The organism is Bradyrhizobium sp. ORS 86, assembly GCF_045571475.1.
Lineage (GTDB): Bacteria > Pseudomonadota > Alphaproteobacteria > Rhizobiales > Xanthobacteraceae > Bradyrhizobium.
Genome location: NZ_CP120699.1, coordinates 7284402 through 7309263 on the forward strand (window position 1 = coordinate 7284402; position 24862 = coordinate 7309263).

Genomic DNA, 24862 nt, shown 5'->3' on the forward strand with positions numbered 1-24862 from the left:
CGTTTGAGCACGATCTTTTCGGAAAAACCGCTACGCAGTTTTCCGGATCATGCGTCGTATCAGGAGCCCTGGCCGCCGCACTTGTTGGTCTTGGTGTTCCAGTTGCCGCACTTTTTGCCGACCCAATCGCCGATCAGGTCCTTGGAGCCCTCGAGCTCTTTCGACCAGGCATCGCCGGCCACCAGGCCCGGAGTCTTCCAGACCACATCGAACTGGCCGTTGCCCTTGATCTCGCCGATGAACACCGGCTTGGTGATGTGGTGATTGGGCAGCATCTTCGACACACCGCCGGTGAGGTTCGGCGCCTCGATACCGGGGAGCGCGTCGATCACCTTGTCCGGATCGGTCGACTTCACCTTCTCGACCGCCTTCACCCACATGTTGAAGCCGATGTAGTGCGCTTCCATCGGATCGTTGGTCACGCGCTTCGGGTTCTTGGTGTAGGCCTGCCACTCCTTGATGAACTTCTCGTTCGCCGGCGTCTTGATCGACTCGAAGTAGTTCCAGGCGGCGAGATGGCCGACCAGCGGCTTGGTGTCGATACCGGCGAGCTCTTCCTCACCGACCGAGAACGCGACCACCGGAATGTCGGTCGCCTTGATGCCCTGGTTGCCGAGCTCCTTGTAGAACGGAACGTTGGCATCGCCGTTGATGGTGGAGACCACGGCGGTTTTCTTGCCGGCTGAGCCGAAGGTCTTGATCTTGGAGACTTCGGTCTGCCAGTCGGAGAAGCCGAACGGCGTGTAGTTGATCATGATGTCATCGGGCGCAACGCCCTTCGACTTCAGATAGGCCTCGAGGATCTTGTTGGTGGTGCGCGGGTAGACATAGTCGGTGCCTTCAAGCACCCAGCGCTTCACCTTCTCTTCCTTCATCAAATAGTCGACGGCCGGGATCGCCTGCTGGTTCGGCGCCGCACCGGTGTAGAACACGTTGCGCTCGGACTCTTCGCCCTCGTACTGCACGGGATAGAACAGGATGTTGTTCAGCTCCTTGAACACCGGGAGCACGGACTTGCGCGACACCGAGGTCCAGCAGCCGAACACGACCGCGACCTTGTCCTTGGTGATCAGCTCACGCGCTTTTTCCGCAAACAGCGGCCAGTTCGATGCGGGGTCGACCACGACGGCCTCGAGCTTCTTGCCGAGCACGCCGCCCTTCTTGTTCTGCTCGTCGATCAGGAAAAGAATCGTGTCCTTCAGCGTGGTCTCGCTGATGGCCATGGTGCCGGAGAGCGAATGGAGAACGCCAACCTTGATGGTGTCATCGGCCGCTTGCGCGGGCGAGAACGGCGAGGACGCAGCCAGACCCAAAACCAGGCCGGCCGTCGCCGCGAGGGCGCGGCGACGAGTCATCGTCGCTATATCGTGAGTAAGCTGAGTAAGCATGAAATGTCATCTCCCTGACGCAGGCGTGAACGCTGCGAAACGGCCCGTCTGGCCGCCTGCGGTTAACGGAATCGCAAGAACCGTGCCACGGGCTGTGCACCCGATAAGCCAATGAACCGGCTAGACAATTTCGCGAGTTCCGGGGAAGTACGGAAATCGACTGCCCAATGATTAAGCCACGCCGATGGATGCCGAAGAAGCAATCTGATTATTTAATAAGCAAACTTGGCGTTTTGGCTAAATTTCCGGCACGAACCCGCGTCAGTGTGCACGATGATCGGGCTGCCCGTCAGCGTTCTCGCACTTGCGGCATCTTGAAAGCGCCGTGTTCCTGGGCCATATCTGAGGCGTCGCCGCGAGAATCGCGGAGCGACCCGCGAGCTGCGTGTTCTTGGCCGTCTCAACGGCTTCTGGCTCGCCTTATCAGCCAACTCAGCTAGATGCCCTAGACACGCGGGTGTCCCGATGCCCTCGTGCGATCCCGGCGATATCGGCTGGGACGACGACTGCTTTTATGGAAAGACCAATCTTTTGACTTCCTTTCAGGATTTCGGCCTCGCCGATCCCATCGCGCGCGCGCTGCGCGAGGAAAACTATCTCACGCCGACGCCAATCCAGGCCCAGACTATCCCGCTTGCGCTCGCCGGCCGTGACGTTGTCGGCATCGCCCAGACCGGGACCGGCAAGACGGCCTCTTTCGCGCTGCCGATCCTGCATAGGCTGCTCGAGAACCGGGTCCGCCCGCAGCCCAAGAGCTGCCGCGTGCTGGTGCTTTCGCCCACCCGTGAGTTGTCCGGGCAGATCCTCGACAGCTTCAACGCCTATGGCCGCCACATCCGCCTCACCTCAGCGCTCGCAATCGGCGGCGTGCCGATGGGCCGTCAGGTCCGTGCGGTAATGCAGGGCGTCGAGGTCATGGTGGCGACCCCCGGCCGCCTACTCGACCTCGTGCAGAGCAACGGACTGAAGCTCAATCAGGTCGAGTTCCTTGTGCTCGATGAGGCCGACCGCATGCTCGACATGGGCTTCATCAACGACATCCGGAAGATCGTCGCCAAGCTGCCGATCCGGCGGCAGACGCTGTTCTTCTCGGCTACCATGCCCAAGGACATCGCCGAGCTCGCCGAGGCGATGCTGCGCGACCCCGCCCGTGTGGCGGTGACGCCGGTGTCCTCCACCGCCGACCGGATCGCCCAGCGCGCGATCCAGGTCGATTTCGCCGCCAAGCCGGCGGTGCTGGCCCAGCTCCTGAAGCAGGAGCCGGTCGACCGCGCCCTGGTCTTCACCCGCACCAAGCATGGCGCGGACAAGGTGGTGAAGGGTCTCGCCAAGGCCGGCATCGAGGCCAACGCCATTCACGGCAACAAATCGCAAAACCACAGGGAACGCGTATTGGCGGCGTTTCGTTCCGGCGAGGTCCGCACGCTGGTCGCGACCGATATCGCCGCGCGCGGCATCGATGTCGACGGCATCAGCCATGTCGTGAATTTCGACTTGCCCAACGTGCCGGAAACCTACGTCCACCGCATCGGCCGCACCGCACGGGCCGGTGCCGACGGGGTCGCGATCTCGCTGATCGCGGGCGCCGAGGAAATGGGCTATCTGCGCGATATCGAGCGGTTGATCCGCATCGCGGTCCCGCGGGAAGACCGCCGCACGCCGGGCAACCGCGACGCTGCGGCGCCGGCGCAGCCTTCCCAACCGCACCGCGGCGGCCGCTCTGCGCCGCGCGCACATAATGTCCGTGGGAATGAGGCCACTCCAGGCGCAAAAGGCCCTCGCCGTCGCCGCCGTCGAGGTGGTAATAATGGGGCGCCGCAGACGAACCGGGGCGAGTCGCCACGTCCGTCGCAGGCCGGCAGCAGCGAAAGCATTCAGGGCGTCGCCTTCTTGCATCGCGAGAGCCGGCCGAAATCGCAACCCAACCGCAACAAGCAACCGCAGCACTAGCCGTCGCTCGATCTGGAGAAACACATGGCTAAGGAAGAGCTGATCCAGTTCGAAGGACTGGTGACCGAAATCCTCCCCGACGCTCGTTATCGGGTCCAACTCGATGCCGGACACGAGATCGTTGCCTACACCGCCGGCAAAATGAAGAAGAACCGCATCAAGACGCTGGCCGGCGACCGCGTGACGATCGAGATGTCGCCCTACGATCTCGAAAAGGGCCGACTGATCTTCCGTCACAAGGACGAGCGCCCGAGCTCCCCCGGCGGTCCGCCGCGGGGTGGCCAGCAGCGTGGCGGCCAGTTCCGCCGCCGCTGAGCGAAACTTCTGCAACTGCTGCGCGCATGACACCCCGATGTCCTGCGCAATTAATGGCCGGCGCGGGCGCCGGCCAAAAAATCGCGCACGTCAGGATTGTTTTGAACCGTTCTATCGAATAATATCAGGCATCGATTTTCGGCCGGACGACATTAGCTAACACCGGTACAGCCGGTTCAGACGCTGACGACCCTTCCAAAAATTCGATCTCACCACCCCGCTGACCAAGCGGGTCTTGAACTGTCTATCTGAGAAGGGACTACCCACGTGAGCATGGGAACCGTGAAGTGGTTTAACGCGACCAAGGGTTACGGCTTCATCCAGCCGGATGAAGGCGGGAACGACGTGTTCGTGCACATCAGTGCTGTCGAGCGCGCCGGCCTTGGCACTCTGCGTGAAGGCCAGAAGATCTCCTACGAGATCGTGGCTGACCGCCGTTCCGGCAAATCCTCGGCCGACAACCTCCGCGCCGCCGGATAAGCCGGTTTCCGGAGCGCGTGAAGCTCCGGCAATTGCCGTCCAAGACAACAAAGGCCGCATCCTCGGATGCGGCCTTTTTTGTCTGGCTCACTGACGAACCGTCGCGTCAGCGACCTGGAGGCATTTTCGGTTCTGACTGAAGCTTCACGCGAACCGGTGTGCACTCCGGCCGAAAGCGCCCTAATTGGTCGGACAACCCGTCGTCGGCACAGTTCCGGAGCTTCCGGTATAGTAGACGCACCTCGACTGGCGGGGGCGGGTATAGGCGACGTCGCTGAGTTTGATGCCAGCCGATGTCATCACCCAGCCGACTGTCGGCTTGTAGAGGTAGTTCACCTCGCTGAAGATCAGATAGGTGTCTCCGACCTGCAGCGCGGGAGGGATCGTGACGGTGCTGGTCGGGGCGCGCGGTTCCGCGCCCTGGCTCCACTGCACGCGGGCGGCGAGCGTGTTGGGATCGACATAGAGCTCTGAAATCGTCATGTTCGCCGGCGTCGCCGAATAGGGCGTCATGATGCCGATGCTGGCATTGAAGAAGTTGCTGAGATCGCTGTCCGCCACCGCGGTCGACTGCGAGGTCAAATCGGACAACGTTCGCGCCACCAGCGTCACCTTGCGGTCGACGGCGACACCGGACGAGAACTCGACGGTGCCGAAGAACATCACCAGCATCACCGGCAGCACCATCGCGAATTCGACGGCCGCGAGCCCGCGTCCGTCGCGCGCGAAGCGGCGCAGGCGAAGCCGGATGCGTGATACCCGCTGCATGGTCCGCATCAGAAGGGCTCGTTCTTGAAAGCTGCGGTCGCCGTCAAGAGCCGCTTGTTGTTGTTCAGGTTGGCGGCGTTGAAGCCGAGCCCGGTCACGAACAGGGGCCATTGATAGAACAGGCGGACCACGACGATGTTGCCGGCGCCACCGATATTGTATTGCATGGCCGGAAGGAAGTTGCCGCTCGAATCGATCGGCGGAGTGATGTTGACGGAGCCGAACTGGTTCGCCGGGTAGCTGCGAACGTCGACATAGATGCCGTTCTGGCAGTCGAACAGGATGTTGATCTGCTTGCAGACAAAGGCCTTGAACTGCGCCTGCGTGCAGGGCGTCGAACAACCCGTGACCTGACCGTTCTGCGCCTGACCGGTCAGGATCGTGCGCGCGGAGTCCTGCGTCACTGTCTCCAGCACCTGGCCGGCGAAGAACATCATCGCCGTCTCGATGATCGCGAAAAGCAACCCAAAGAACAGCGGCGCGACCAGCGCAAACTCGACGACGGCCGAACCGCGGCGGTTGCGGTGAAAGCGTCGGAGACGTTTGAAGGAAAAACGACCGGGCAGCGACATCAACGACCCCAGATGACTGGCGGCAACAACTAGCGAAGACTCATTGTTGAAGTGTTTCCCCAGATCGAGACAGGGCGGCCCGTTCCGTTAAGTCAATCCTAACCGTGTCGGATTGCCGGCCCGCGATCGACGGTGCCACGGCGTCCGCGAATGCGCCGGGGGTTAAGGAAGGCTCAGTTCGTCGGTTTGGCCGCAGCGCCCGAACCGGCGGCCTGGCTGCTCAGCGTGCCGGCCTGGTCCATCGTCGCCTTGAAGTAGGTCTCGCCGTCGCCGAGGGTGATGCGGCGCTGGCAGACCGGCATGCAGCTATAAGTCTCGCGGTCGACCCCACGATAGACAGTGACGAGCTGATCGGTCGGGCCTTCGACCTGGATCTGACGATCCACGAGCACCTGGCCGGTGCGGTCGAGCGCGATGAAGTTGGTCGCGCCATAGCCCTTGCCGGTAACGACGACGACCCCGCCATTCTGCAGCGTCACGTCGGCGATCAGCGGGTTGCCGACGACGATGGTGGCGATACCCGAGGGCAGCTTGACGAGCTTGGCCTGGTCAACATTGACCGCGATCCGGTCAGGATCCGGCGCAGCCGTGGAGACGGTGGGCCACAGCAGCATGGCCGCGACCAGAGAGAAAAATCCAACGCGCGTGACGGCGCGAGTACAGTGGGACTGAAACGACATACTCTACCCCGGGACGTTGACAAGCCGGCAAAAGCGATACGCAGCGGACCGGCGCCCGACGTGGCAAATCTGACCGCAATTCATTTAAGAAGAGCAAAAATGGCTCCGCCAATTGAAGCGGATGCCGCGGCGCCTCGGTCGACTATCGTCTAGCCGAGTCCTGCCCCCGGCAACACGATAGGCCGGCGCGCGACGCCGGGCCAGTCGCATCTCGTCGCGCTTTGGGACGGCACGGATCGGGATGGCTGGGCCTGGAAGACTGCTCACACAATGCCGTCGAGCAGCGCCGCCACCTGAACCTTACGTTTCAGATTATAGCAATCTTAAGGGGTCTCGCGCAGCTTCCGCCGAGCAAACCGCGAGGGGGCTCACGTGTCGTCGATAGGGATCGAGAAGCGCACCGCCAGCTCCGGCATCCGCGGCCTGACGCTCGATCCGGTCCGGATCCGGGCCGCCCTGGGACGCTGGTTCATGTTCAGCGACTACGGTGCAGCCGCGCAGCGACATATGGCCATCGTCTGGTCCTGCGTGCTGGGGTACGTCCTCGTCGACGTGATCTGGCTGCAAGGCTCGAGACTTGAGTTTGCACCCTCGAACTGGATCGTCCTTCTGCAAGGCGTCGCCTGCACAGCGCTCGCCGGCCTCTTTATCGCCGTCGCATCCGCCCGCCTTGCCGGAGACGATCGGCGCTCGGCGGTTCTGCTGAGACGGGTGCTGCTCCTCACGGAGTTGCTGTGGCGTGCCGTCCTGCCCATCGGCGGACTGCTGGTCGCCGGGGCGCTGTTGACCTACTTGATCACCGCCGCGAACCTGCCCGCGAAGGACGACGTGTTGGCGGATATCGATCACTTGCTCGGCTTCGACTGGCCGGGCTTCCTGCAGGCAACGAACGCGAGCCCGCTGGTCGTGAAACTGCTGGTCAGGGCCTACAACGCCCTCGGTCTGATCTCCGAATTGGTCCTCATCTCGATGGTGCTGCGGCGACGCGGGGACAGGATCGCGGAATTCCTGGCCGTGCTCAGTCTGAGCACCGTGGCGGTATGCATCGGCATGGCGTTGGTGCCGGCAGCCGGCGCCTTCGCGCACTTTCACCCGGCCCCGCACCTGTTCGCGAACTTTTCGGCCACGCGCGAGATGTGGCCGTTCTATCGAAGCTTCGTCGCTCTCCGCGACGGAACGCTTTCCGTCTTCGACCTGGCGGCCCTTGACGGCATCGTCAGCTTTCCTTCGTTCCACACCATGCTGGGGGTGATGACGGCCTATGCCGCGCGCGATACGCGCTGGCTCCTGATCCCCGTACTGGCGGTGAATGGAACGATGATCCTGGCAACGATGCCGGTCGGAGGTCATCACCTCTGCGACGTGCTGGCCGGCGCCGCCCTGACCATCGGTGCAATCCTTCTGGTCCGTCGCCAGAATACGGCGACGCCGATCCAGGCTCAGCAAGCGCTGCCGGCCGGCGCCTGACCGATCGACGCAGATCGCGAGTATGTCGAAGCGCCCGCATCGGTGCGGCAGCAGCAGCCACAGCCAGGAGTGGTCAATTGGCGGTGCGCGCGTAAACCACCGCGTGATCGTCAGCGTAGACACGCTGCCAGCCGCCGATGTGATCCAGCAGCTTGATCGCGGGCGTCGTCGGCTCGAGCATCACGGCATCGATGCCGTAAGTGCGGAGCAGATCGATGAAACAATCGACATCCTTTAGCTGTAGCGCACGGTAATAAGCGACATCGAACGTCTCGCCATACAGCTCGGCGCGGCCGTCGACGAACACCGGCACCTGTCGCCAGATCAGGTAGCCGCCGAACGGAAGGTCGTTGAGGACCCGCTTGACGTTGCGCGCCTTCAACACGTCGACCGCGGCCACAGGCGATTGCGCGCGAGGCGGCGCGATGCGATCGCTTCCGGCAACAACCCAGGTCGAACCGCAGAGCGCCACCAGCAGCGCGACTGCCGGTGCGGCCCTGAGCCGGACCACGCGAGCCGCCTGCAAGCCGAACTGGGCCGCCACCGGCGTCAGGACGACCATCGGCAGCAACAGGGCGAAGATCTCGATATTCCGGACGTGGGACAACGCCATGTACAGCAGGCCGAGCACCAGGGCGATCCGCGGCGGCGGCAGCCTCACGCCGCGGTAGAGCGCAGCGGCGATCAGGGCGAGAATGGTAAACTCGAAACCGCCGATGCGGCCGAAATCCGCCGGCATCCATTCCCCGATGAGATGCAGCAGTTCACCGAGACTTAGAATCTTCAGCGAAGCGAGGATCGAACCCCAACCATAGGGCGTCGCACAGCACGCGGCCAGCGCGGCGATCCCGAAGCCGGTCCAGCGCAGCGCCAGCGGCGGCCGCTGCGCCGGCGCGGCGCTCCAGATGGCGTCGAGTGCGAATGCGCCGACCAGCACCAGGCCGAACAGGAATCCGCCGTGTAGATTGGCCCAGAGCGCAATCAACGGCAGCAGCCAGAACGACGGCGCCTCGCGGCGCTCGCTGGCGCCCATCAGACCATTGGTCCAGGCGATCATGACCGGCAGCACCAGAACGTGCGGACGGGCCAGCAGGTGCGGGGTCGACAGCGCAAATGCGGCAAGCGCAACCACGCTCGCAGAGATCGAGGGTATCCGGCCGCTCAGTATGGCGGTGAGTTGCGCGAATGCAGCGGCGATGCAAATCGCGGCCAGCGCCGCGGGTCCGGTCCATCCGGCCAGATCGTAGGCCAACGCGTACAGAACCTGCGAAAGCCATGACGACGACATCCATGGTTCGCCGGCCCTGGTGAACGAATAGATATCGACCGACGGCACCGTGCCGTGATCCAGAATCCATCGGCCGACGGCGATCTGCCAGTAGGTGTCTGAGTCGGCAAGCATGCTGCTGCCGGCGAACAGCAGCAGCCCATAGATGCCGCACGCCACCAGAAACCAGGCGGGCACCTCGCCGAAGACCGAGGCTCTCTCCCGTGGAATGGTGGCGATCTCTGAGCTCATGGCGGCATAGGCCGGACAATCAACTCATTGACGAAACGGGTAGGCCAGTTGTCCGCCGATCTCGGCGGGAATTGCCTTGTCGTCGGCACCGTAATTCTCGGGCAGCACGTTGGCGGGCATCCGGAATGTTCCGAACAGGATATCCCAGATCGGAAAGGTGCCGGCAAAGTTGGTGTCGCCGCCTTCATCGGCGCTGGTGTGATGCCAGCGGTGGAAGACCGGCGTCGCGATTACGTATTTGAACGGACCCAACGTCCAGTTCAGGTTGGCGTGGACAAAGGCCGAGTGGAATGTGGTGAACGGGCCGACCCACAGCATGATATTCGGCGAGATGCCCGCCATCAGCAGGATGACATCAACCGAGATCGTGCCGATCAGCAAGTTCACGGGGTGGAAGCGCGCCGCGGAAATCCACTCGAGATCCTCTGACGAATGATGGATCGCATGGTATTTCCAGAAGTCACCGCCGTGAAACATCCGGTGCAGCCAGTAGAGCATGAAGTCGGACGCAACCAGGAAGAGGATCGCTTGCAGCACAAGCGGAAGCTTCGACAGAGGTCCGTGTCCGTTATCGTAGAATGCGACCAATTCGTCCGCGCCGTGCACGTTGAAGACCGCCGCGGCGCCAACCACCAGCAGCCCGATGCGAAACACGCGCGCGAACACCGGCACGAAGAACCAGTAGCAGATATCGGTGACGAGCTCGCGCTTCTGCCACCAGGGCTTGCCGGGATTGCAGGCCCAGAAGTGGGTCAGCACGGTGAAGATGACCGCCAGCATTGCCGTGATCGGCATGACCTTGATCATGGTCTGGCCGAGCATCTCGATGACTTCAAGGGGAAGTGAGGGCATGGCGGTCTCGTTCAATGGCAGCCCTGATGGGTATCGAGTTGCGCTTAAAGACCCGTGAATCCTGATCGACCCTGAGATCCCGGAAACTAGCGCGATTTTCGCAATCGGCTTAATGCCAAATTTACTGTGCGCAACAACTGCGGGGTCCGGCCACTTTTGCGCGATCAAATTAACTGCGCTGCAATTGTCGAAACCTAGGGTGCCGCAATGGTCACGGTGCTGAGAACGCCGGCCAGACCAACTATAGTTCGACCAGCCACGTGTACACAGGAGTCATTTATGAAGAACCTTGTTTCGCGCTTCGCGAAGGATGAGTCCGGCGCGACCGCCATCGAGTATGGACTGATCGCAACCGGCATCGCGATCGCGATCATCGCTGCGGTCAACGGCGTCGGCAAGGCGCTGTCCGGCACCTTCAGCACAATCTCGACCTCGCTCAAGTAAGCAGTTTCCGCGAGTTCGCCTCAAAGGTCCCGGCGCTCCCGGGACCTTTACTGTTTCGGGACCATCGTCCTCGTCTTCAAAGGCTGCGAACGGTCCTTTCCCGATTGTTCACCATTGGCAGCTAGCGTCGGGTTTCGATCCCAGCCCCAGCTTGATGGCGTTTCATCCATGATCATCGACATCGCGCGCTTGATGCTGTTTCCGGCCTTGATGGCATTCGCGGCGGCGAGCGATCTGCTGACCATGACGATCCCGAACCGGGTGTCTCTGGCGCTGCTCGCCGGCTTCGCAGTCCTGGCGCCGCTCTCCGGGATGGGAGTTCACGACATCCTCAGCCATGTCGGCGCCGGAGCGCTGGTGCTCGCGGTGGCGTTCGCCATGTTTGCGATGGGATGGGTCGGCGGCGGCGACGCCAAGATCGCGGCGGCGGTCGGCCTCTGGTTCGGCTTCGAGCACCTGCTCGAATACCTGGTCCTGGCATCGCTGTTCGGCGGCGCGCTGACCATGCTGCTCCTGCAGTTCAGGCTGTGGCCGCTGCCCTACCAGCTCGCCTCCCAGACGTGGCTCGCCCGCCTGCACGACAAGCGGACCGGCATCCCGTACGGGATCGCGCTCGCGCTCGGCGCATTGCTCGTCTATCCGGAGACCGTCTGGATCAAGACGATCGATCTCGCCCATCTCGCCATGCGCTGAGAACGACGGGTAACCAGCCGTTAAGCCGATTTAGATACGCCTCATTAACCATGCTTTGACGAATAGCTGGTCAACTCCCATCACGGCGGCGGCAGCGTCGCGGTGTCATGTGGAAAGTGAAGCGTGATGAATACGGCCCGCATTGTCGTCCTCGCCATCGCAGGCTGCGCCGGCCTCGCGGCGCTCTATCTCGCGAGCGGAAGCGACAACAAGCCCGCCCCGGTCGCAGCGCCCGTCGCCCAGTTGCCGACGGTCGATATTCTGGTCGCACGGTCCGACATCGGTCTCGGCCAGACCGTGAAGCCTGACGACCTGCAGTGGCAGACCTGGCCGGCGGCGACCGCCAGCAACAGCTTCATGCGCCGCGACACCCGGGCCGACGCCATCAAGGACGTGACGGGCTCGATTGCCCGCGCCCCGTTCATCCAGGGCGAGCCGATCCGCGAGCAGAAGCTCGTCAAGGCCGACGGAAGCGGATTCATGGCGGCAATCCTGCCGAGCGGCATGCGCGCCGTATCAACCGAAATATCGCCTGAGACGGCAGCCGGCGGCTTCATCCTGCCGAACGACCGGGTCGATGTCCTGCTGTCCCGGCGCGACAAGAATCCCGACCGCGCCGGCACCGACGTCGTCAACTCCGAGGTGATTCTGACCAATGTCCGCGTGCTCGCGATCGATCAGGCTCCGAAGGAGAAGGACGGCACCAACGCAGTGATCGGCAAGACCGTGACGCTGGAGCTGAAGCCCGAGCAGACCGAGACGCTGGCGCGCGCGCGCCAGAGCGGCACGCTGTCGCTCGCGCTGCGGAGCATCGCGGATCTCAACGCGACCGACCTGCCGACCGATGACAACCACAACAGACGCGGCGAGACGGTGAACGTCATCCGCTACGGCGTTGCCAGCCAGGCAACGATGCAGAAGTGACGATGAGGGCACAGGGGATGAGCTGCGGGGCAACTCAACGGGCGATGCGGACTTCTATGGTCCGTGCCCTGTCGTTTTCGGCGATCGCAGCATTCACGCTCAACCCGGCGCTGATCCCGGTTATGGCAAGCGATTATCGCGTCCCGGCGCCGATTTCCGCCGACGGCCAGATGAATGCGCGCTTCCTGTCGCTGGGCATCGGCAAGTCCGTGGTGATCGATCTGCCGCGGGACATCAAGGACGTGCTGGTCGCCGATCCCAAGATCGCCAATGCCGTCGTCCGCTCGGCGCAGCGCGCCTACATCATCGGCGCGACGGTCGGGCAGACCAACATCGTGTTCTTCGACGCCGCCGGCCAGCAGATCGCCGCCTATGACATCGCAGTCAAGCGCGACCTGAACGGCATACGCGCCGCATTGCGGCAGGTGATGCCCAACGCCGATATCCAGGTCGAGGGCATCGGCGACAGTATCATGCTGTCGGGCACCGCATCGAGCCCGATCGAGGCGCAGCAGGCCAATGACATCGCAACGCGGCTCGCCGGCAGCGCCGACAAGGTCGTTAACTCCATCGCGGTCCGCGGCCGCGACCAGGTGATGCTGAAGGTCACCGTTGCCGAGGTCTCCCGCAGCCTTGTCAAGCAGCTCGGCATCGACCTTACCGCCAACCTCAACTACGGCACCGCGGTCGTTAAGTTCAACAACAGCAATCCGTTCACGGCGAACACCGCGCCGCTGGTGCCGACAAACGAGATCACCACCTCGTTCGGCGCGACGCCCTCGGTCTCGGCGACGCTCCGCGCGATGGAAAGCGCGGGTATCGTACGGACGCTCGCCGAGCCGAACCTGACGGCGATCTCCGGTGAATCGGCGACCTTCATCTCGGGCGGGGAATTTCCAATTCCGACCGGCGTGACCTGTCAGACGTCGTCGACGGGCACGATCGGCAATTGTGTCCAGACGGTCAGCTTCAAGAAATTCGGTATCTCGCTGAACTTCACGCCGGTGGTGCTCACCGAGGGGCGGATCAGCTTGCGGGTGATGACGGAAGTCTCGGAAGTATCGAACGAGAATGCGCTGACCGGCGGCCAGGGCGGAACGACGATTCCCTCGATCAAGACCCGGCGCGCCGAAACCACGCTGGAAATTCCATCGGGCGGTTCGATGGCGATGGCGGGCCTGATCCAGGACCAGACCAAGCAGGCGATCAACGGCCTTCCCGGCCTCGCCTCGCTCCCGGTGCTCGGCACGCTGTTCCGCAGCCGTGACTTCGTCAACAAGCAGACCGAACTGATGGTGCTGGTCACGCCCTACGTCGTCCGCGCGGTGGCACAGAAGGATTTGTCGCGACCGGATGACGGCTTCGCCAATGCGTCCGATCCGCAGGCCGACCTGCTGGGCAGCATCAATCGCATTTACGGCGTACCGGGACGTACCGAGCCGGCGCGGAATTACCGCGGCACTTACGGCTTCATTACCGACTGAGGCGGGGACGATGACGCAGACGACATTCATGACACCCGCCGGTTGGAAGCGCGCCCTCTGTCTCAGCGGGGCGCTCCTCGGCCTTTCCGTGGCGCTCGGCGCCTGTCAGCACACCAACGACGACAGCCTCGCGATGATCAATGCGCCGGCCGACTACCGCCAGCGTCATCCGATCGCGGTCACCGAGGCTGATCGCTCGATCGTGGTCTTCGTCGGCCGCGGCCGCGGCGGCCTGACCGCCGAGCAGCGCGCCGAAGTGATGGGCATGGCGCGGGACTGGATGCGTGAAGGCACCGGCGCCGTCAGTATCGACCTGCCCGTCGACACGCCGAACGCCCGCGCCGCCCAGGATTCGTTGCGCGAGATCCAGGCCACGTTCGCCGCCGCCGGCGTGCCACCGCGCGGGGTCGCCGTCCGCAAATATCATCCCGACGATCCGCGCCAGATGCCGGCGATCCGGGTGAACTATCCGAAGATGACGGCGGTCGCCGGACCGTGCGGGCTGTGGCCGGAAGACCTCGGCCCGTCGATCCACAACAAGTCCTACATCGAGAACAAGCAGTATTACAATTTTGGCTGCGCCACACAGCGCAACTTCGCGGCCATGGTCGAGGATCCGACGGATATCGTGCAGCCGCGCGCCGAAACTCCGGCCTATGCGCCGCGTCGTAACATCGCGTTCGACAAGTACCGCAAGGGGACCACCACCGCGACGACGTATCCCGAGTCCGACAGGGCCAAACTCAGCGACACTGGCAAATGATCACCTACGCGAGACAAAACTCCGAAGAGCAGCCGGACGTCACGTCGCCCGCGGAGGATCATATCGCGCCGGCGCCGCGGGTTTCGGTCCAGGCGTTCTGCGAGACGGTCGAGACTGCTGCCGCCGTGCAGTCGGCGGGCGAAGATCGCCGCCTGGCCAAGGCCCACCTCAAGATCCAGATGGGCGGGATGGCGGCAGCCATCGAGGCCTATCGCTCGGCGCCGACGCCCAACGTCATCGTTCTCGAAACCGAAGCCCGCAACGACATCCTGGCCGGCCTCGATCAGCTCGCCACGGTCTGCGACGCCGGCACCCGCGTGATCGTGATCGGCCGCGTCAACGACGTCTCGCTGTATCGCGAGCTGGTTCGCCGCGGCGTCAGCGACTATGTGATCGCGCCGGCGCAGGCGATCGACGTGGTGCGCGCGATCTGCAACCTGTTCTCGGCGCCGGAAGCCAAGGCGGTCGGCCGCATCGTTGCCATCGTCGGTGCCAAGGGTGGCGTCGGCGCCTCCACGATCGCTCACAACGTCGCCTGGGCGATCGCCCGCGATCTGGCGCTGGATTCCGTCGTCGCCGATCTCGATCTCGCATTCGGTACCGCCGGCCTCAACTATAATCAGGACCCGGCGCAAGGCATCGCGGATGCTGTGTTCTCGCCCGACCGCGTCGATACCGCCTTCATCGACCGCCTGCTGTCGAAATGCACCGACCATTTGAGCCTGCTGGCGGCGCCGGCGACGCTCGACAAGGTCTACGATTTCGGATCCGAAGCGTTCGACGCGATCTTTGATACACTGCGCACCACGATGCCTTGCATCGTTCTCGATGTACCCCATCAATGGTCGGGCTGGACCAAGCGAGCGCTGATCGCGGCCGACGACATCCTGATCGTGGCCGCGCCCGACCTTGCCAATCTGCGCAACGCCAAGAACATGTTCGACCTGCTGAAGGCGGCGCGGCCGAACGACCGCGCCCCGCTGTACTGCCTGAACCAGGTCGGTGTGCCGAAACGCCCTGAGATCGCGGCCGGCGAGTTCGCCAAGGCGATCGAAAGCCAGCCGATCGTCGCCATCCCGTTCGATCCGCAAATCTTCGGTTCGGCCGCCAACAACGGCCAAATGATCGCGGAGATCTCCGCCAATCATCGCGCCGTCGAGATGTTCCTGCAAATGGCGCAGCGGCTGACCGGCCGCGGCGAGACCAAGAAGCCGAAGAGTTCGTTCCTGTCACCCCTGCTCGACAAGTTGCGGGCGAAGTAGCGGCCCGCGTGGAGTCAAGACGTCGTGTTTGGTAAGCGTAGCGGAAGCGATTCGGACCTGCGGGCGCCCAAGCCCGCATTCCAGACCCCGGAGCCCTCCGGGCCGTCGGCCATGCCGCGCGAGTCCACCGCACCGGCGATATCGTCGCCGCCGCTCGCCCCGGCCAAGGTGGCGCCGGCGCCCGCCGTCGAAACGCGCCGCTCGGACAACTACTATCAGGTCAAGGCGACGATCTTCGGCGCCCTGATCGAGGCGATCGACCTCGCCCAGCTCGCCAAGCTGGACAGCGAATCGGCGCGCGAGGAAATTCGCGACATCGTCAACGAGATCATTGCGATCAAGAACATCGTGATGTCGATCGCCGAGCAGGAGGAGCTGCTCGACGACATCTGCAACGACGTGCTCGGCTACGGACCGCTGGAGCCCCTCTTGTCGCGCGACGACATCGCCGACATCATGGTCAACGGCGCGGGCACCGTGTTCATCGAAGTCGGCGGCAAGATCCAGCGCACCGGCATCCGCTTCCGCGACAATCAGCAGCTTCTGAACATCTGCCAGCGCATCGTCAGCCAGGTCGGCCGGCGCGTCGACGAATCCTCGCCGATCTGCGACGCACGTCTCGCCGACGGCTCCCGCGTCAACGCCATCGTCCCGCCGCTGGCGATCGATGGCCCCGCGCTCACCATCCGCAAGTTCAAGAAGGACAAGCTGACGCTGGAGCAGCTCGTCAAGTTCGGCGCGATCACGCCGGAAGGGGCGACCATCCTGCAGATCATCGGCCGAGTCCGCTGCAACGTGCTGATTTCCGGCGGCACCGGCTCCGGCAAGACCACGCTGCTGAACTGCCTGACCAATTACATCGAGCACGACGAGCGCGTCATCACCTGCGAAGACGCCGCCGAGCTTCAACTGCAACAGCCGCACGTGGTGCGGCTGGAAACCCGCCCGCCGAACATCGAGGGCGAAGGCCAGGTCACGATGCGCGAACTGGTCCGCAACTGCCTGCGTATGCGCCCGGAGCGCATCATCGTCGGTGAAGTCCGCGGACCCGAGGCGTTCGACCTGTTGCAGGCCATGAACACCGGCCATGACGGCTCGATGGGCACGCTGCACGCAAACAACCCGCGAGAGGCGCTGTCGCGCTGCGAATCGATGATCACCATGGGCGGATTCTCGCTTCCATCCCGCACGATCCGCGAGATGATCTGCGCCTCGATCGACGTCATCATCCAGGCCGCTCGCCTGCGCGACGGCTCGCGCCGCATCACCCACATCACAGAGGTAATGGGTATGGAAGGCGACACCATCATCACCCAGGACATCTTCCTCTACGACATGATCGGCGAGGACGCCAACGGCAAGATCATCGGCAGGCACCGCTCGACCGGCATCGGCCGGCCGAAATTCTGGGAACGCGCGCGCTACTACAACGAAGAGAAGCGGCTTGCGGCGGCGCTCGATGCCTCCGAAGCGCCGCCGCCGACCTGAGGAAGCGCAAGATGCAGATGCAAACCCTTGCCATGGCGTTCCTTGCCGCCACAACCGTGGGCGGCCTCGCCTGGGTCTTCCTGTATCCCTATCTGTCCGGGGAAAAGAAGGCCGAGTCCCGTCGCGCGTCGGTGGCGCGCTCCGAGGCGAGCACCGCGCGCGGTCCCGAACGGTCGCAGCGCTCACGCCGCGAGCAGGTCGAGGGATCGCTGAAGGAGCTGGAGGCGCGGAGCCAGAAGGACAAGAAGATTCCGCTCGGCATGCGCATCTCGCAGGCCGGGCTGGAATGGTCCGAACAGAAATTCTGGATCATCTCCGGCGTGCTCGGCTTGTTCGGATTCGGCGCTACATTCCTGGCCGGCGGCGGCCTGCTCGGCGCGGCCGGCATCGGCTTTGCGATGGGTTTCGGCCTGCCGCGCTGGCTCCTCAGCTTCCTGAAGAAGCGGCGGGAAAAGGCATTTCTGAAGGCGCTGCCCGATGCCGTCGACGTCATCGTGCGCGGCATCAAGGCCGGTCTGCCGCTGTTCGAATCGATCAAAGTGGTCGCCGCCGATTCGCCGGAACCGCTGCGCAGCGAATTTCTCGCCATCATCGAAACCCAGGCGATCGGCATGCCGCTCGCCGAGGCTTGCTCCCGACTCTATGAACGCATGCCGCTGCCGGAAGCGAACTTCTTCGGCATCGTGATCGCGATCCAGCAGAAATCCGGCGGCAACCTGTCGGAAGCACTCGGCAACCTGTCGAGAGTGCTGCGCGACCGCAAGAAGATGGCCGAAAAGATCCAAGCGATGTCGATGGAAGCCAAGGCTTCGGCCGGCATCATCGGATCGCTGCCGCCGATCGTCATGCTGCTCGTGTTCATCACGACGCCCGACTACATCGCGCTGCTGTGGACCCATCCGACCGGCCAGTTGATGCTGGTGTGCTGCGCCGTCTGGATGTCGATCGGCGTTCTCGTGATGAAGAAGATGATCAACTTCGATTTCTGACGGTGCAGCATGATCGAGTTCCTTGTCGCCAAGCTCCACGACGTCAGGTTCATGACCATGCTGCTTGCCTTCTTCGCGGCAAGCGCCACGGTCTATACGCTGGTGATGCCGCTGTTCGCCGGAGGCAATCTCAACAAGCGCATGAAGGCCGTCGCCAGCGAGCGCGAGCGCATCCGGCAGCGTGAGCGCGACCGCTTGGCCAAGACGGAGAAGGTGGCGCTGCGGCAGACGCCGAAGCAGATCGTCTCCAAGGTGGTCGACGACCTGAACCTCACCAAATGGCTGGCTCAGGAGGCCGCGCTCGAGAAGCTGGTGATGGCGGGCTATCGCGGCCACGCACCGTATGTGACGTTCCTGTTCGCGCGCGCGGTCGCTCCGATCGTGATTCTGCTGGCCGCCATCGTCTACACATTCTTCATCGTGGGCGCCGGCTGGTCGATGCCGATCAAGATCGGCATCTGCGTCGCGGCTGCCTATGCCGGCCTCCAGGCTCCGATGCTGTTCCTGAAGAACGCCATCGCCAAGCGTCAGCTCTCGATCAAGCGCGCCTTCCCCGACTCGCTCGACTTGCTGCTGATCTGCATCGAGTCGGGCATGTCGGTCGAGGTCGCCTTCCGCAAGGTGGCCCAGGAGATCGCCGGACAGTCACTGGCGTTGTCGGAGGAATTCGCGCTGACCACGGCCGAACTCTCCTACCTGCAGGATCGCAAGGCCGCCTATGAGAACCTGGCGCGTCGCGTCGGGCTCGAGGGCGTCAAGTCGGTGTGCCTCGCCCTGCAGCAATCCGAACGCTACGGCACGCCGCTCGGCCAGAGCTTGCGCGTGATGGCGCAGGAAAATCGCGACATGCGGATGAACGAGGCCGAGAAAAAGGCGGCGGCGCTGCCGCCCAAGCTGACCGTGCCGATGATCCTGTTCTTCCTGCCCTGCCTGTTCATCGTGATCCTCGGGCCGTCCTACATCAAGTTGACGGCGATCTATTAGGACGCGCGGGAGATACGGAAACGACGACGCCCGGCTTGGCCGGGCGTTGCTTTTGCGGGTTACGTCCGACAGACGGCAGCCTGCTGATCGCCTCTGCTTCAGTCGTCCTGGGCGACTACCGGCGCGGATTTCGACGCGGTGCGCGGGCCGTCCTTGCGGTTCAGCATGTCGCGCAGATAGGCGACATTGGCCTCCGCCTCGCCCGGTGGCAGATCGGCCTTGACGATGCTTTCGGCTTCCGTGAAGCGACCCTGCAGGCCGACGACGAGCGCGAGGTTTTGCCGTATCCGCCCGTCGCTGCGCGCGCCGGCATAGGCGCGGCGCAGAGTCTCCTCAGCCTTGGGCAGATCCTTAGTCAGCATGTAGGAGAGGCCGAGATTGGAGAGCACCGACGGTTCGTCCGGGGCGATCCTCAGCGCGCTGGCGTAGTAGCGGCGCGCCTCGTCGTGGCGGCCCATCTTGTCGAGTGTCGTGCCCTGCACCGACAGAATGCGCCAGTCCGGATTGTCCGGGCTGTGCGCGCGGCTCAGCACGTCGAAAGCGGCCTGCGAATTGCCGTTGTCGGCGAGCGCACGGCCGTAGGCGGCAAGCAGCAGCCGGTTGCCCGGATTGGCGATGGTCGCCTGTTCCAGCACGGCGCAGGCCTGCGCGCGTTGGCCGGTGGCCCGCAATGCCTGGCCGTAGGCTAACGCAGCGTCGACATCCTTCGGATTCTTGCGGTAGCGCTCGCCATAAACTTCCGCGGCCCGGTGCGGATCATCAGGCGCGGATGGCGTCCGGGTCGCCAGGGATCCCGTCACGTCGGACATGGTCTGACAACCGCCGAGGCCCGCTGCCAGGATCACCACGACGGCCGCGGAAGCGAAATGCCGGGCAGCAAGCCGGCCCAGACTGGACTGTCCACGCATGGCAATTTGACTCACGAAATCGGGCAAATGGAACGAGCCGAATGGGCCAGCAATAGACTGTTAACCCTAACGTCCGGTTAATTTGGTTCCCGCCAACGCGGCGACGGGTTCTGTTACTGCCGATGCCGCCAACCGCTGCCGCGCTACCATCCACACCGAAAGGCGTGTAGTAGCGACCTACGACGCCAGAACAGCCGAGAATCACATGTCATCCGTGTTCGAAACCGCACCCGTAGCCGACGCGATCCCGATCACTTTCGTCACCAAGACGACATGGGATGCGATCCGGAGCGAGTTGCCCGCGCCGGCGCGGCAGTTCGCCGACGCCAACGGCTTTGCAGCCAAGCCCGGCAAATGCCTGGTCTTGCCAGCCCCCGACGGCAGCATTGCGCAGGTGCTGTTCGGTCTCGAGGACGACAGCCACAAGGCGCGCGATCCGTTCCGGCCGGGCGCGTTGCCCAGCCTGCTGCCGCCGGGCGTTTACCGCTTCGCCAACGCGCCGCATGACATCAGGCTTGCCGCGCTCGCCTTCGCGCTCGGCTGTTACCGCTTCGGCCGCTATCGCAAGAACGAGGCGCCTGGCGTGCGGCTGGTGCGGCCCGACGGGGTCGACACCGCCGACATCACGCGCATGGCAAATGCGGCGGCACTCGCCCGAGACCTCATCAATACGCCGTCCAACGACATGGGTCCGGCCGAGCTTGCCGGCGCGGCGCAGGAACTGGCGACGCGGTTCGGCGCCGGCTTCAACTGCATCACCGGCGCGGCGCTGGAGCAGGGTTTTCCGCTGATCCACGCCGTCGGCATGGCTTCGGCGCGCGCGCCCCGGCTGATCGAGCTGACCTGGGGCGATCCGGCGCATCCGAAGGTGACGCTGGTCGGCAAGGGCGTCTGCTTCGACACCGGCGGGCTCGATCTCAAGCCGTCGAGCGGCATGCTGCTGATGAAGAAGGACATGGGCGGCGCCGCCAACGTGCTGGCGCTGGCGCAGATGGTGATGGACGCCAAGCTGAAGGTGCGGCTGCGCGTGCTGATCCCGGCGGTCGAGAACGCGGTCGCCAGCAACGCGTTCCGCCCGCTCGACGTCTTCCGGTCGCGCAAGGGCATCACCGTCGAGATCGGCAACACCGATGCCGAGGGACGGCTGGTGCTCGCCGACGCGCTGGCGCTGGCCGATGAGGAGAAGCCCGATCTGCTGGTCGATCTGGGCACGCTCACCGGCGCGGCGCGCGTGGCGCTGGGACCGGATCTTCCGCCGTTCTATACCAACGACGAGGCGCTCGCTGGTGACATCGCCGCCCTCGCCAAAAGCGAGAACGATCCGCTGTGGCGCCTGCCGCTGTGGCCCGCCTACGACGCCTGGCTCGACTCCAAGACCGCCGACATCACCAACGCGCCGTCAGGCGGCTTCGCCGGCTCGATCACCTGCGCGCTGTTCCTGCAACGCTTTGTCGAGCACGCGAAAGCGTGGCTGCATGTCGATATCTATGGCTGGACGCCGACCGCGAAGCCCGGCCGCCCCGAGGGCGGCGAGTGCCAAGCCGCGCGTGCGATCTACAAACTGCTGAGCCAGCGTTATGCATGACCCGCGCCTGACCCCGGTCCGCGATGACCTTGCCGCGAAATATCTCGAGGGCAGAGTCCAGGCGGCACGCTTCGTCGAGGGCGAGGAATTCGAGGTCGGCGAGGCCATTGCTCCGCTCCGCAGCGCGCCGGCCGCCGATGCCGAACAGATGACGCAGGCGCTGAAGGGCGAGCGCATCGCCATCTACGACCGCAATGGCGAAGGCTGGGCGTGGGGCCAACTTGCCGATGATGGCTATGTCGGCTGGATCCCCGAGGCTGCGCTGACCAGGCCCCTCGCTGCGGCGACCCACAAGGTGACAGCGCTGCGCACGCTTGCCTTTCCAGGACCGTCGATCAAGCTGCCGCCGGCCGACGCGCTGGCGATGGGAACGAAGCTGACTATCGTCCGCGAGGACGGCCCTTTCGCCGTGACCCGCGAAGGCTGGCACCTGCCGCGCCTGCATCTCGGCCCGCTCGATTCGATGGAACGGGATTTTGTCGCGATAGCCGAGCGTTTCGTCGGGGCGCCCTATCTCTGGGGCGGCAAGTCGAGCCTCGGCATCGATTGCTCCGGCCTCGTGCAGGTCGCGCTGACCGCGGCCGGCACCGGCTGCCCACGCGACAGCGACATGCAGCAGGAGGGACTTGGCAGGGACCTGAGCGCGGCCGAGCAGAAGCGTCTGCAGCGTGGCGACCTGATCTTCTGGAAAGGCCATGTCGCTATCGTGCGCGACGCCTCCACCATCGTGCACGCCAACGCGCATCATATGGCAACTGTGATCGAGCCCACGCAAGCCGCCATCGCGCGGATCAAGGCCGCCGGCAGCGAGGTCGCCGCGATCAAGCGGCTAGCCTAGGCCTCGCAGCGGCTTGCGCCATTGCCGGAGATCGGCATTGGTTGCCCAATGAAGATTTGCCAGCGCGCGTTCCGCTCAGCCTGGACCAACCTTCTGTTGGTCCTGTTCCCCAGGCTTCGGCCGTTGTGCTGGAACAGGCTTCTGAATTGGGGTGGGTGGGGTTGTTGGCATCGATCATCTCCTACTTCACGAACTTCCCTGACAATAGGATCAGCAGGCCGACGACAGTTGCGCTCGGAACAGCAATTGCCGTGAGAAGTAGTGCGGTTCTCAGCAATACCGCATTGCCGGATAGGGTTTGAATGTTAAGCCGAGCTTGCCCTTCGTAGACCGATGCTTGCGACAAGAGGGCATCAACCAACGATCCCCGAAGTTCTGTGTCCGACCAGCCGCTCTTCAGATTTCCCGCGATGTTGAAGTTGCGCGGCCGAACACTGCGAACCGAGAAAATCAGAGCCGCAGCGAACATGCCGCCACACCACAAAGCGGCGATACCGAGCGCAACCTTCTGATGGTCGAATGCCGTCAGCGTCAGCAATGTGGACGCCCCGTAGCCCACGAGCAGCGTTGAAGCTGCCGCGAGCATGCTCGAGATACTCAGAGCCCTGCTGTCCGCTGCAAGTGATAGGCGAAGGGTGCCGTCAACGTAGAGTTCGCTGAGCCTCAGAACTTCCTTGGCAACATCAGGCGTTATCTCGCCCTGGGTGGTCATAGCGAAATGTCCTATAATATCATCAGAAACTGCAAATGTGCTTCACTCTAACACGGGTTGCAGTATCCGGCTAGAGCCAACTCGCTTGCCGACGTCAGAACCAGCGGGAACGAGCGTCCATCTGCTGCGCGCTCGGACAATGGAGCTGAATATTGGAGCTCGCGCCTTGCGCTACGTCGCCACCGCTCCCTCGCCGTCTGTCTCCAGCCGGAATGCGGCCGCGAACAGTGCGCGGGTGTAGTCGCTCTTCGGGTTCTTGAACAGCGCGGAGGCCGGCCCCTCCTCCTCGACCTTGCCGGACTTCATCACGATCAGGTGGCTTGCGAGCGAGGCCACCACGCGCAGATCGTGCGAGATGAACATGTAAGTGAGATCGCGTTTGCGCTGCAAATCGCGCAACAGGTCGACCATCTGCGCCTGGAGCAACATGTCGAGCGCCGAGGTCGGCTCGTCCAGCACGATGAAGTTCGGCTCCAGCACCACCGCGCGCGCGATCGAGATGCGCTGGCGCTGACCACCAGAGAATTCATGCGGATAGCGGAAGCGCCACTCGGGATCGAGGCCGACATCTCTCAGCGCCTTCACCACCCGCGCCTCGCGCTCCTCGCGCGATAGCTCCCGCTGGTGCACTTCGAGCCCCTCGGCGATGATATCGGCTACCGACATGCGCGGGCTGAGCGAGCCGAACGGGTCCTGGAATACGATCTGCATGTCGCGGCGGAACGGCCGCATCTGCTTGAAGCGCAGGCCCTGGATCTCGTTGCCGAGGAATACGATCGGTCCGTCTGATGAGATCAGCCTGAGCAGCGCCAGCCCCAGCGTGGTCTTGCCGGAGCCGGACTCGCCGACGACGCCGAGCGTCTCGCCCTTGCGCACCGCAAGGCTGACGCCGTCGACCGCCTTGATGTGGCCGACGGTGGAGCGCAACAGGCCGCGCTTGATCGGAAACCAGACCTTGAGATTGTCCGCCGACATCACGACCGGCGCTCCGGGCTGCGGCGGTGCCGGATCGGGCTTCGGCTCGGCCGCGAGCAGCGCGCGGGTGTAGGCGTGCTTCGGCGCCGTGAAGACCTGCTCGACCGGGCCCTGCTCGACGATCTTGCCGTTGTTCATCACGCAGACCGTGTCAGCGATGCGGCGGACGATGCCGAGATCGTGGGTGATGAACAGCAGGCTCATGCCAAGCCGGGTGCGGATTTCCGCGAGCAGCGTCAGGATCTGCGCCTGCACGGTGACGTCGAGCGCCGTGGTCGGCTCGTCCGCGATCAACAGATCTGGCTCGTTGGCGAGCGCCATCGCAATCATCACCCGCTGGCGCTGACCGCCCGACAATTGGTGCGGATAGCTCTTGAGCCGCGTCTCCGGTTCGGGGATGCCGACCTGCCGCAGCAGTTCCAGCGTCCGCGCCCGAGCCGCCGCGCCGCCGATGCCCCGGTGCAGCGACAGGATCTCGCCGATCTGTGCTTCGATGGTGTGAAGCGGATTGAGCGAGGTCATCGGCTCCTGGAAGATGATCGAGATGTCGTTGCCGCGAACCTCGCGCATCTCCCGGTCGGACGCGGTCAAAAGATCGCGGCCGCGAAAGCGGATCGCACCGGAGGGATGCGACGCCACGGGATAGGGCAGCAGCCGCAGGATCGACAGCGCGCTGACGGATTTTCCCGAGCCGGACTCGCCGACCAGGGCGACGCACTCCCCGCGCTTGATCGAGAACGAGATCCGGTCGACCGCGACCGAGGGACCGAACGCAACCGAGAGTTCGGAAACATCGAGCAGCGGCTGGTTGATGGCATCCAT

The 24862-nt window shown here is 64.0% G+C and carries 24 protein-coding genes; 15 read left to right on the forward strand and 9 right to left on the reverse strand.

Features of this window, described 5'->3' with window-relative positions:
* Positions 1-59 precede the first annotated feature (59 nt).
* Complete coding sequence (gene urtA, locus P6U25_RS33725; RefSeq protein WP_407149039.1) at positions 60-1388, reverse strand: urea ABC transporter substrate-binding protein; 1329 nt, start codon at positions 1386-1388, stop codon at positions 60-62.
* A 531-nt stretch (positions 1389-1919) separates the two neighbouring features.
* Here urtA and P6U25_RS33730 point away from each other — a divergent pair.
* From P6U25_RS33730 to P6U25_RS33740, 3 genes are all read left to right on the forward strand, one after another.
* On the forward strand, positions 1920-3338 hold the full coding sequence (locus P6U25_RS33730) for a DEAD/DEAH box helicase (RefSeq protein ID WP_407152689.1): 1419 nt from the start codon (positions 1920-1922) through the stop codon (positions 3336-3338).
* Positions 3339-3362: 24 nt separating this feature from the next.
* Positions 3363-3653 (forward strand): translation initiation factor IF-1, encoded by a 291-nt coding sequence (gene infA, locus P6U25_RS33735; RefSeq protein WP_066515688.1) that lies wholly within the window; start codon positions 3363-3365, stop codon positions 3651-3653.
* Between the two features lie 267 nt (positions 3654-3920).
* Positions 3921-4133 carry a cold-shock protein gene (locus P6U25_RS33740; RefSeq protein ID WP_016842648.1) on the forward strand — a complete coding sequence of 71 codons (213 nt, stop codon included), beginning with the start codon at positions 3921-3923 and terminating at the stop codon, positions 4131-4133.
* 180 nt (positions 4134-4313) lie between these two features.
* On the opposite strand, the gene P6U25_RS33745 is transcribed toward P6U25_RS33740, so the two are convergent.
* The 3 genes from P6U25_RS33745 to P6U25_RS33755 all read right to left on the reverse strand — a co-directional run bounded on the left by P6U25_RS33745 (position 4314) and on the right by P6U25_RS33755 (position 6153).
* Positions 4314-4901, reverse strand: a complete 588-nt coding sequence (locus P6U25_RS33745) for a TadE/TadG family type IV pilus assembly protein (RefSeq protein ID WP_407149040.1) — start codon at positions 4899-4901, stop codon at positions 4314-4316.
* A gap of 8 nt (positions 4902-4909) precedes the next feature.
* Positions 4910-5473 carry a TadE/TadG family type IV pilus assembly protein gene (locus tag P6U25_RS33750; protein ID WP_407149041.1) on the reverse strand — a complete coding sequence of 188 codons (564 nt, stop codon included), beginning with the start codon at positions 5471-5473 and terminating at the stop codon, positions 4910-4912.
* A gap of 173 nt (positions 5474-5646) precedes the next feature.
* Positions 5647-6153 (reverse strand): pilus assembly protein N-terminal domain-containing protein, encoded by a 507-nt coding sequence (locus tag P6U25_RS33755; protein WP_407149042.1) that lies wholly within the window; start codon positions 6151-6153, stop codon positions 5647-5649.
* Between the two features lie 372 nt (positions 6154-6525).
* On the opposite strand from P6U25_RS33755, the gene P6U25_RS33760 reads away from it, so the two are divergent.
* Positions 6526-7620 (forward strand): phosphatase PAP2 family protein, encoded by a 1095-nt coding sequence (locus P6U25_RS33760; RefSeq protein WP_407149044.1) that lies wholly within the window; start codon positions 6526-6528, stop codon positions 7618-7620.
* A 73-nt stretch (positions 7621-7693) separates the two neighbouring features.
* Here the strand turns inward: P6U25_RS33760 and P6U25_RS33765 are convergent, their stop codons facing one another.
* Both P6U25_RS33765 and P6U25_RS33770 read right to left on the reverse strand, forming a co-directional pair.
* Positions 7694-9139 carry a hypothetical protein gene (locus P6U25_RS33765; protein WP_407149045.1) on the reverse strand — a complete coding sequence of 482 codons (1446 nt, stop codon included), beginning with the start codon at positions 9137-9139 and terminating at the stop codon, positions 7694-7696.
* A gap of 24 nt (positions 9140-9163) precedes the next feature.
* Complete coding sequence (locus P6U25_RS33770; protein WP_407149046.1) at positions 9164-9991, reverse strand: sterol desaturase family protein; 828 nt, start codon at positions 9989-9991, stop codon at positions 9164-9166.
* A 279-nt stretch (positions 9992-10270) separates the two neighbouring features.
* Here P6U25_RS33770 and P6U25_RS33775 point away from each other — a divergent pair, with 279 nt between their 5' ends.
* From P6U25_RS33775 to P6U25_RS33815, 9 genes are all read left to right on the forward strand, one after another.
* Positions 10271-10435, forward strand: coding sequence for a Flp family type IVb pilin (locus P6U25_RS33775; RefSeq protein ID WP_407149047.1), 165 nt, complete (start codon positions 10271-10273; stop codon positions 10433-10435).
* Positions 10436-10603: 168 nt separating this feature from the next.
* The gene (locus P6U25_RS33780) at positions 10604-11128 is read left to right on the forward strand and encodes a prepilin peptidase (protein WP_407149049.1); all 525 of its coding nucleotides are present in this window, start codon (positions 10604-10606) and stop codon (positions 11126-11128) included.
* A gap of 126 nt (positions 11129-11254) precedes the next feature.
* On the forward strand, positions 11255-12052 hold the full coding sequence (gene cpaB / locus P6U25_RS33785) for a Flp pilus assembly protein CpaB (protein WP_407152690.1): 798 nt from the start codon (positions 11255-11257) through the stop codon (positions 12050-12052).
* 17 nt (positions 12053-12069) lie between these two features.
* Positions 12070-13536 (forward strand): type II and III secretion system protein family protein, encoded by a 1467-nt coding sequence (locus tag P6U25_RS33790; RefSeq protein ID WP_407152691.1) that lies wholly within the window; start codon positions 12070-12072, stop codon positions 13534-13536.
* Between the two features lie 10 nt (positions 13537-13546).
* The gene (locus P6U25_RS33795) at positions 13547-14299 is read left to right on the forward strand and encodes a CpaD family pilus assembly protein (RefSeq protein WP_407149050.1); all 753 of its coding nucleotides are present in this window, start codon (positions 13547-13549) and stop codon (positions 14297-14299) included.
* Positions 14296-15561 carry a CpaE family protein gene (locus tag P6U25_RS33800; RefSeq protein ID WP_407149051.1) on the forward strand — a complete coding sequence of 422 codons (1266 nt, stop codon included), beginning with the start codon at positions 14296-14298 and terminating at the stop codon, positions 15559-15561. The genes P6U25_RS33795 and P6U25_RS33800 overlap by 4 nt, the downstream gene beginning before the upstream one ends.
* A 24-nt stretch (positions 15562-15585) precedes the next feature.
* A complete protein-coding gene (locus P6U25_RS33805) occupies positions 15586-17049 on the forward strand; it encodes a CpaF family protein (RefSeq protein ID WP_407149052.1) in 1464 nt (487 codons plus the stop codon).
* Between the two features lie 11 nt (positions 17050-17060).
* Positions 17061-18038 (forward strand): type II secretion system F family protein, encoded by a 978-nt coding sequence (locus P6U25_RS33810; RefSeq protein WP_407149053.1) that lies wholly within the window; start codon positions 17061-17063, stop codon positions 18036-18038.
* 9 nt (positions 18039-18047) lie between these two features.
* Positions 18048-19022 (forward strand): type II secretion system F family protein, encoded by a 975-nt coding sequence (locus P6U25_RS33815; RefSeq protein ID WP_407149054.1) that lies wholly within the window; start codon positions 18048-18050, stop codon positions 19020-19022.
* 98 nt (positions 19023-19120) lie between these two features.
* Here the strand turns inward: P6U25_RS33815 and P6U25_RS33820 are convergent, their stop codons facing one another.
* On the reverse strand, positions 19121-19930 hold the full coding sequence (locus tag P6U25_RS33820; protein WP_407152692.1) for a tetratricopeptide repeat protein: 810 nt from the start codon (positions 19928-19930) through the stop codon (positions 19121-19123).
* A 205-nt stretch (positions 19931-20135) separates the two neighbouring features.
* On the opposite strand from P6U25_RS33820, the gene P6U25_RS33825 reads away from it, so the two are divergent.
* A complete protein-coding gene (locus P6U25_RS33825) occupies positions 20136-21515 on the forward strand; it encodes a leucyl aminopeptidase family protein (RefSeq protein ID WP_407149055.1) in 1380 nt (459 codons plus the stop codon).
* A complete protein-coding gene (locus P6U25_RS33830) occupies positions 21508-22353 on the forward strand; it encodes an NlpC/P60 family protein (protein WP_407149056.1) in 846 nt (281 codons plus the stop codon). Before P6U25_RS33825 ends, P6U25_RS33830 begins: the two co-directional genes overlap by 8 nt.
* A 181-nt stretch (positions 22354-22534) precedes the next feature.
* Here the strand turns inward: P6U25_RS33830 and P6U25_RS33835 are convergent, their stop codons facing one another.
* Both P6U25_RS33835 and P6U25_RS33840 read right to left on the reverse strand, forming a co-directional pair.
* Positions 22535-23065 (reverse strand): hypothetical protein, encoded by a 531-nt coding sequence (locus tag P6U25_RS33835; RefSeq protein WP_407149057.1) that lies wholly within the window; start codon positions 23063-23065, stop codon positions 22535-22537.
* Between the two features lie 171 nt (positions 23066-23236).
* Positions 23237-24862: an ABC transporter ATP-binding protein gene (locus tag P6U25_RS33840; protein ID WP_407149058.1), complete on the reverse strand. Its 1626-nt coding sequence runs from the start codon at positions 24860-24862 to the stop codon at positions 23237-23239.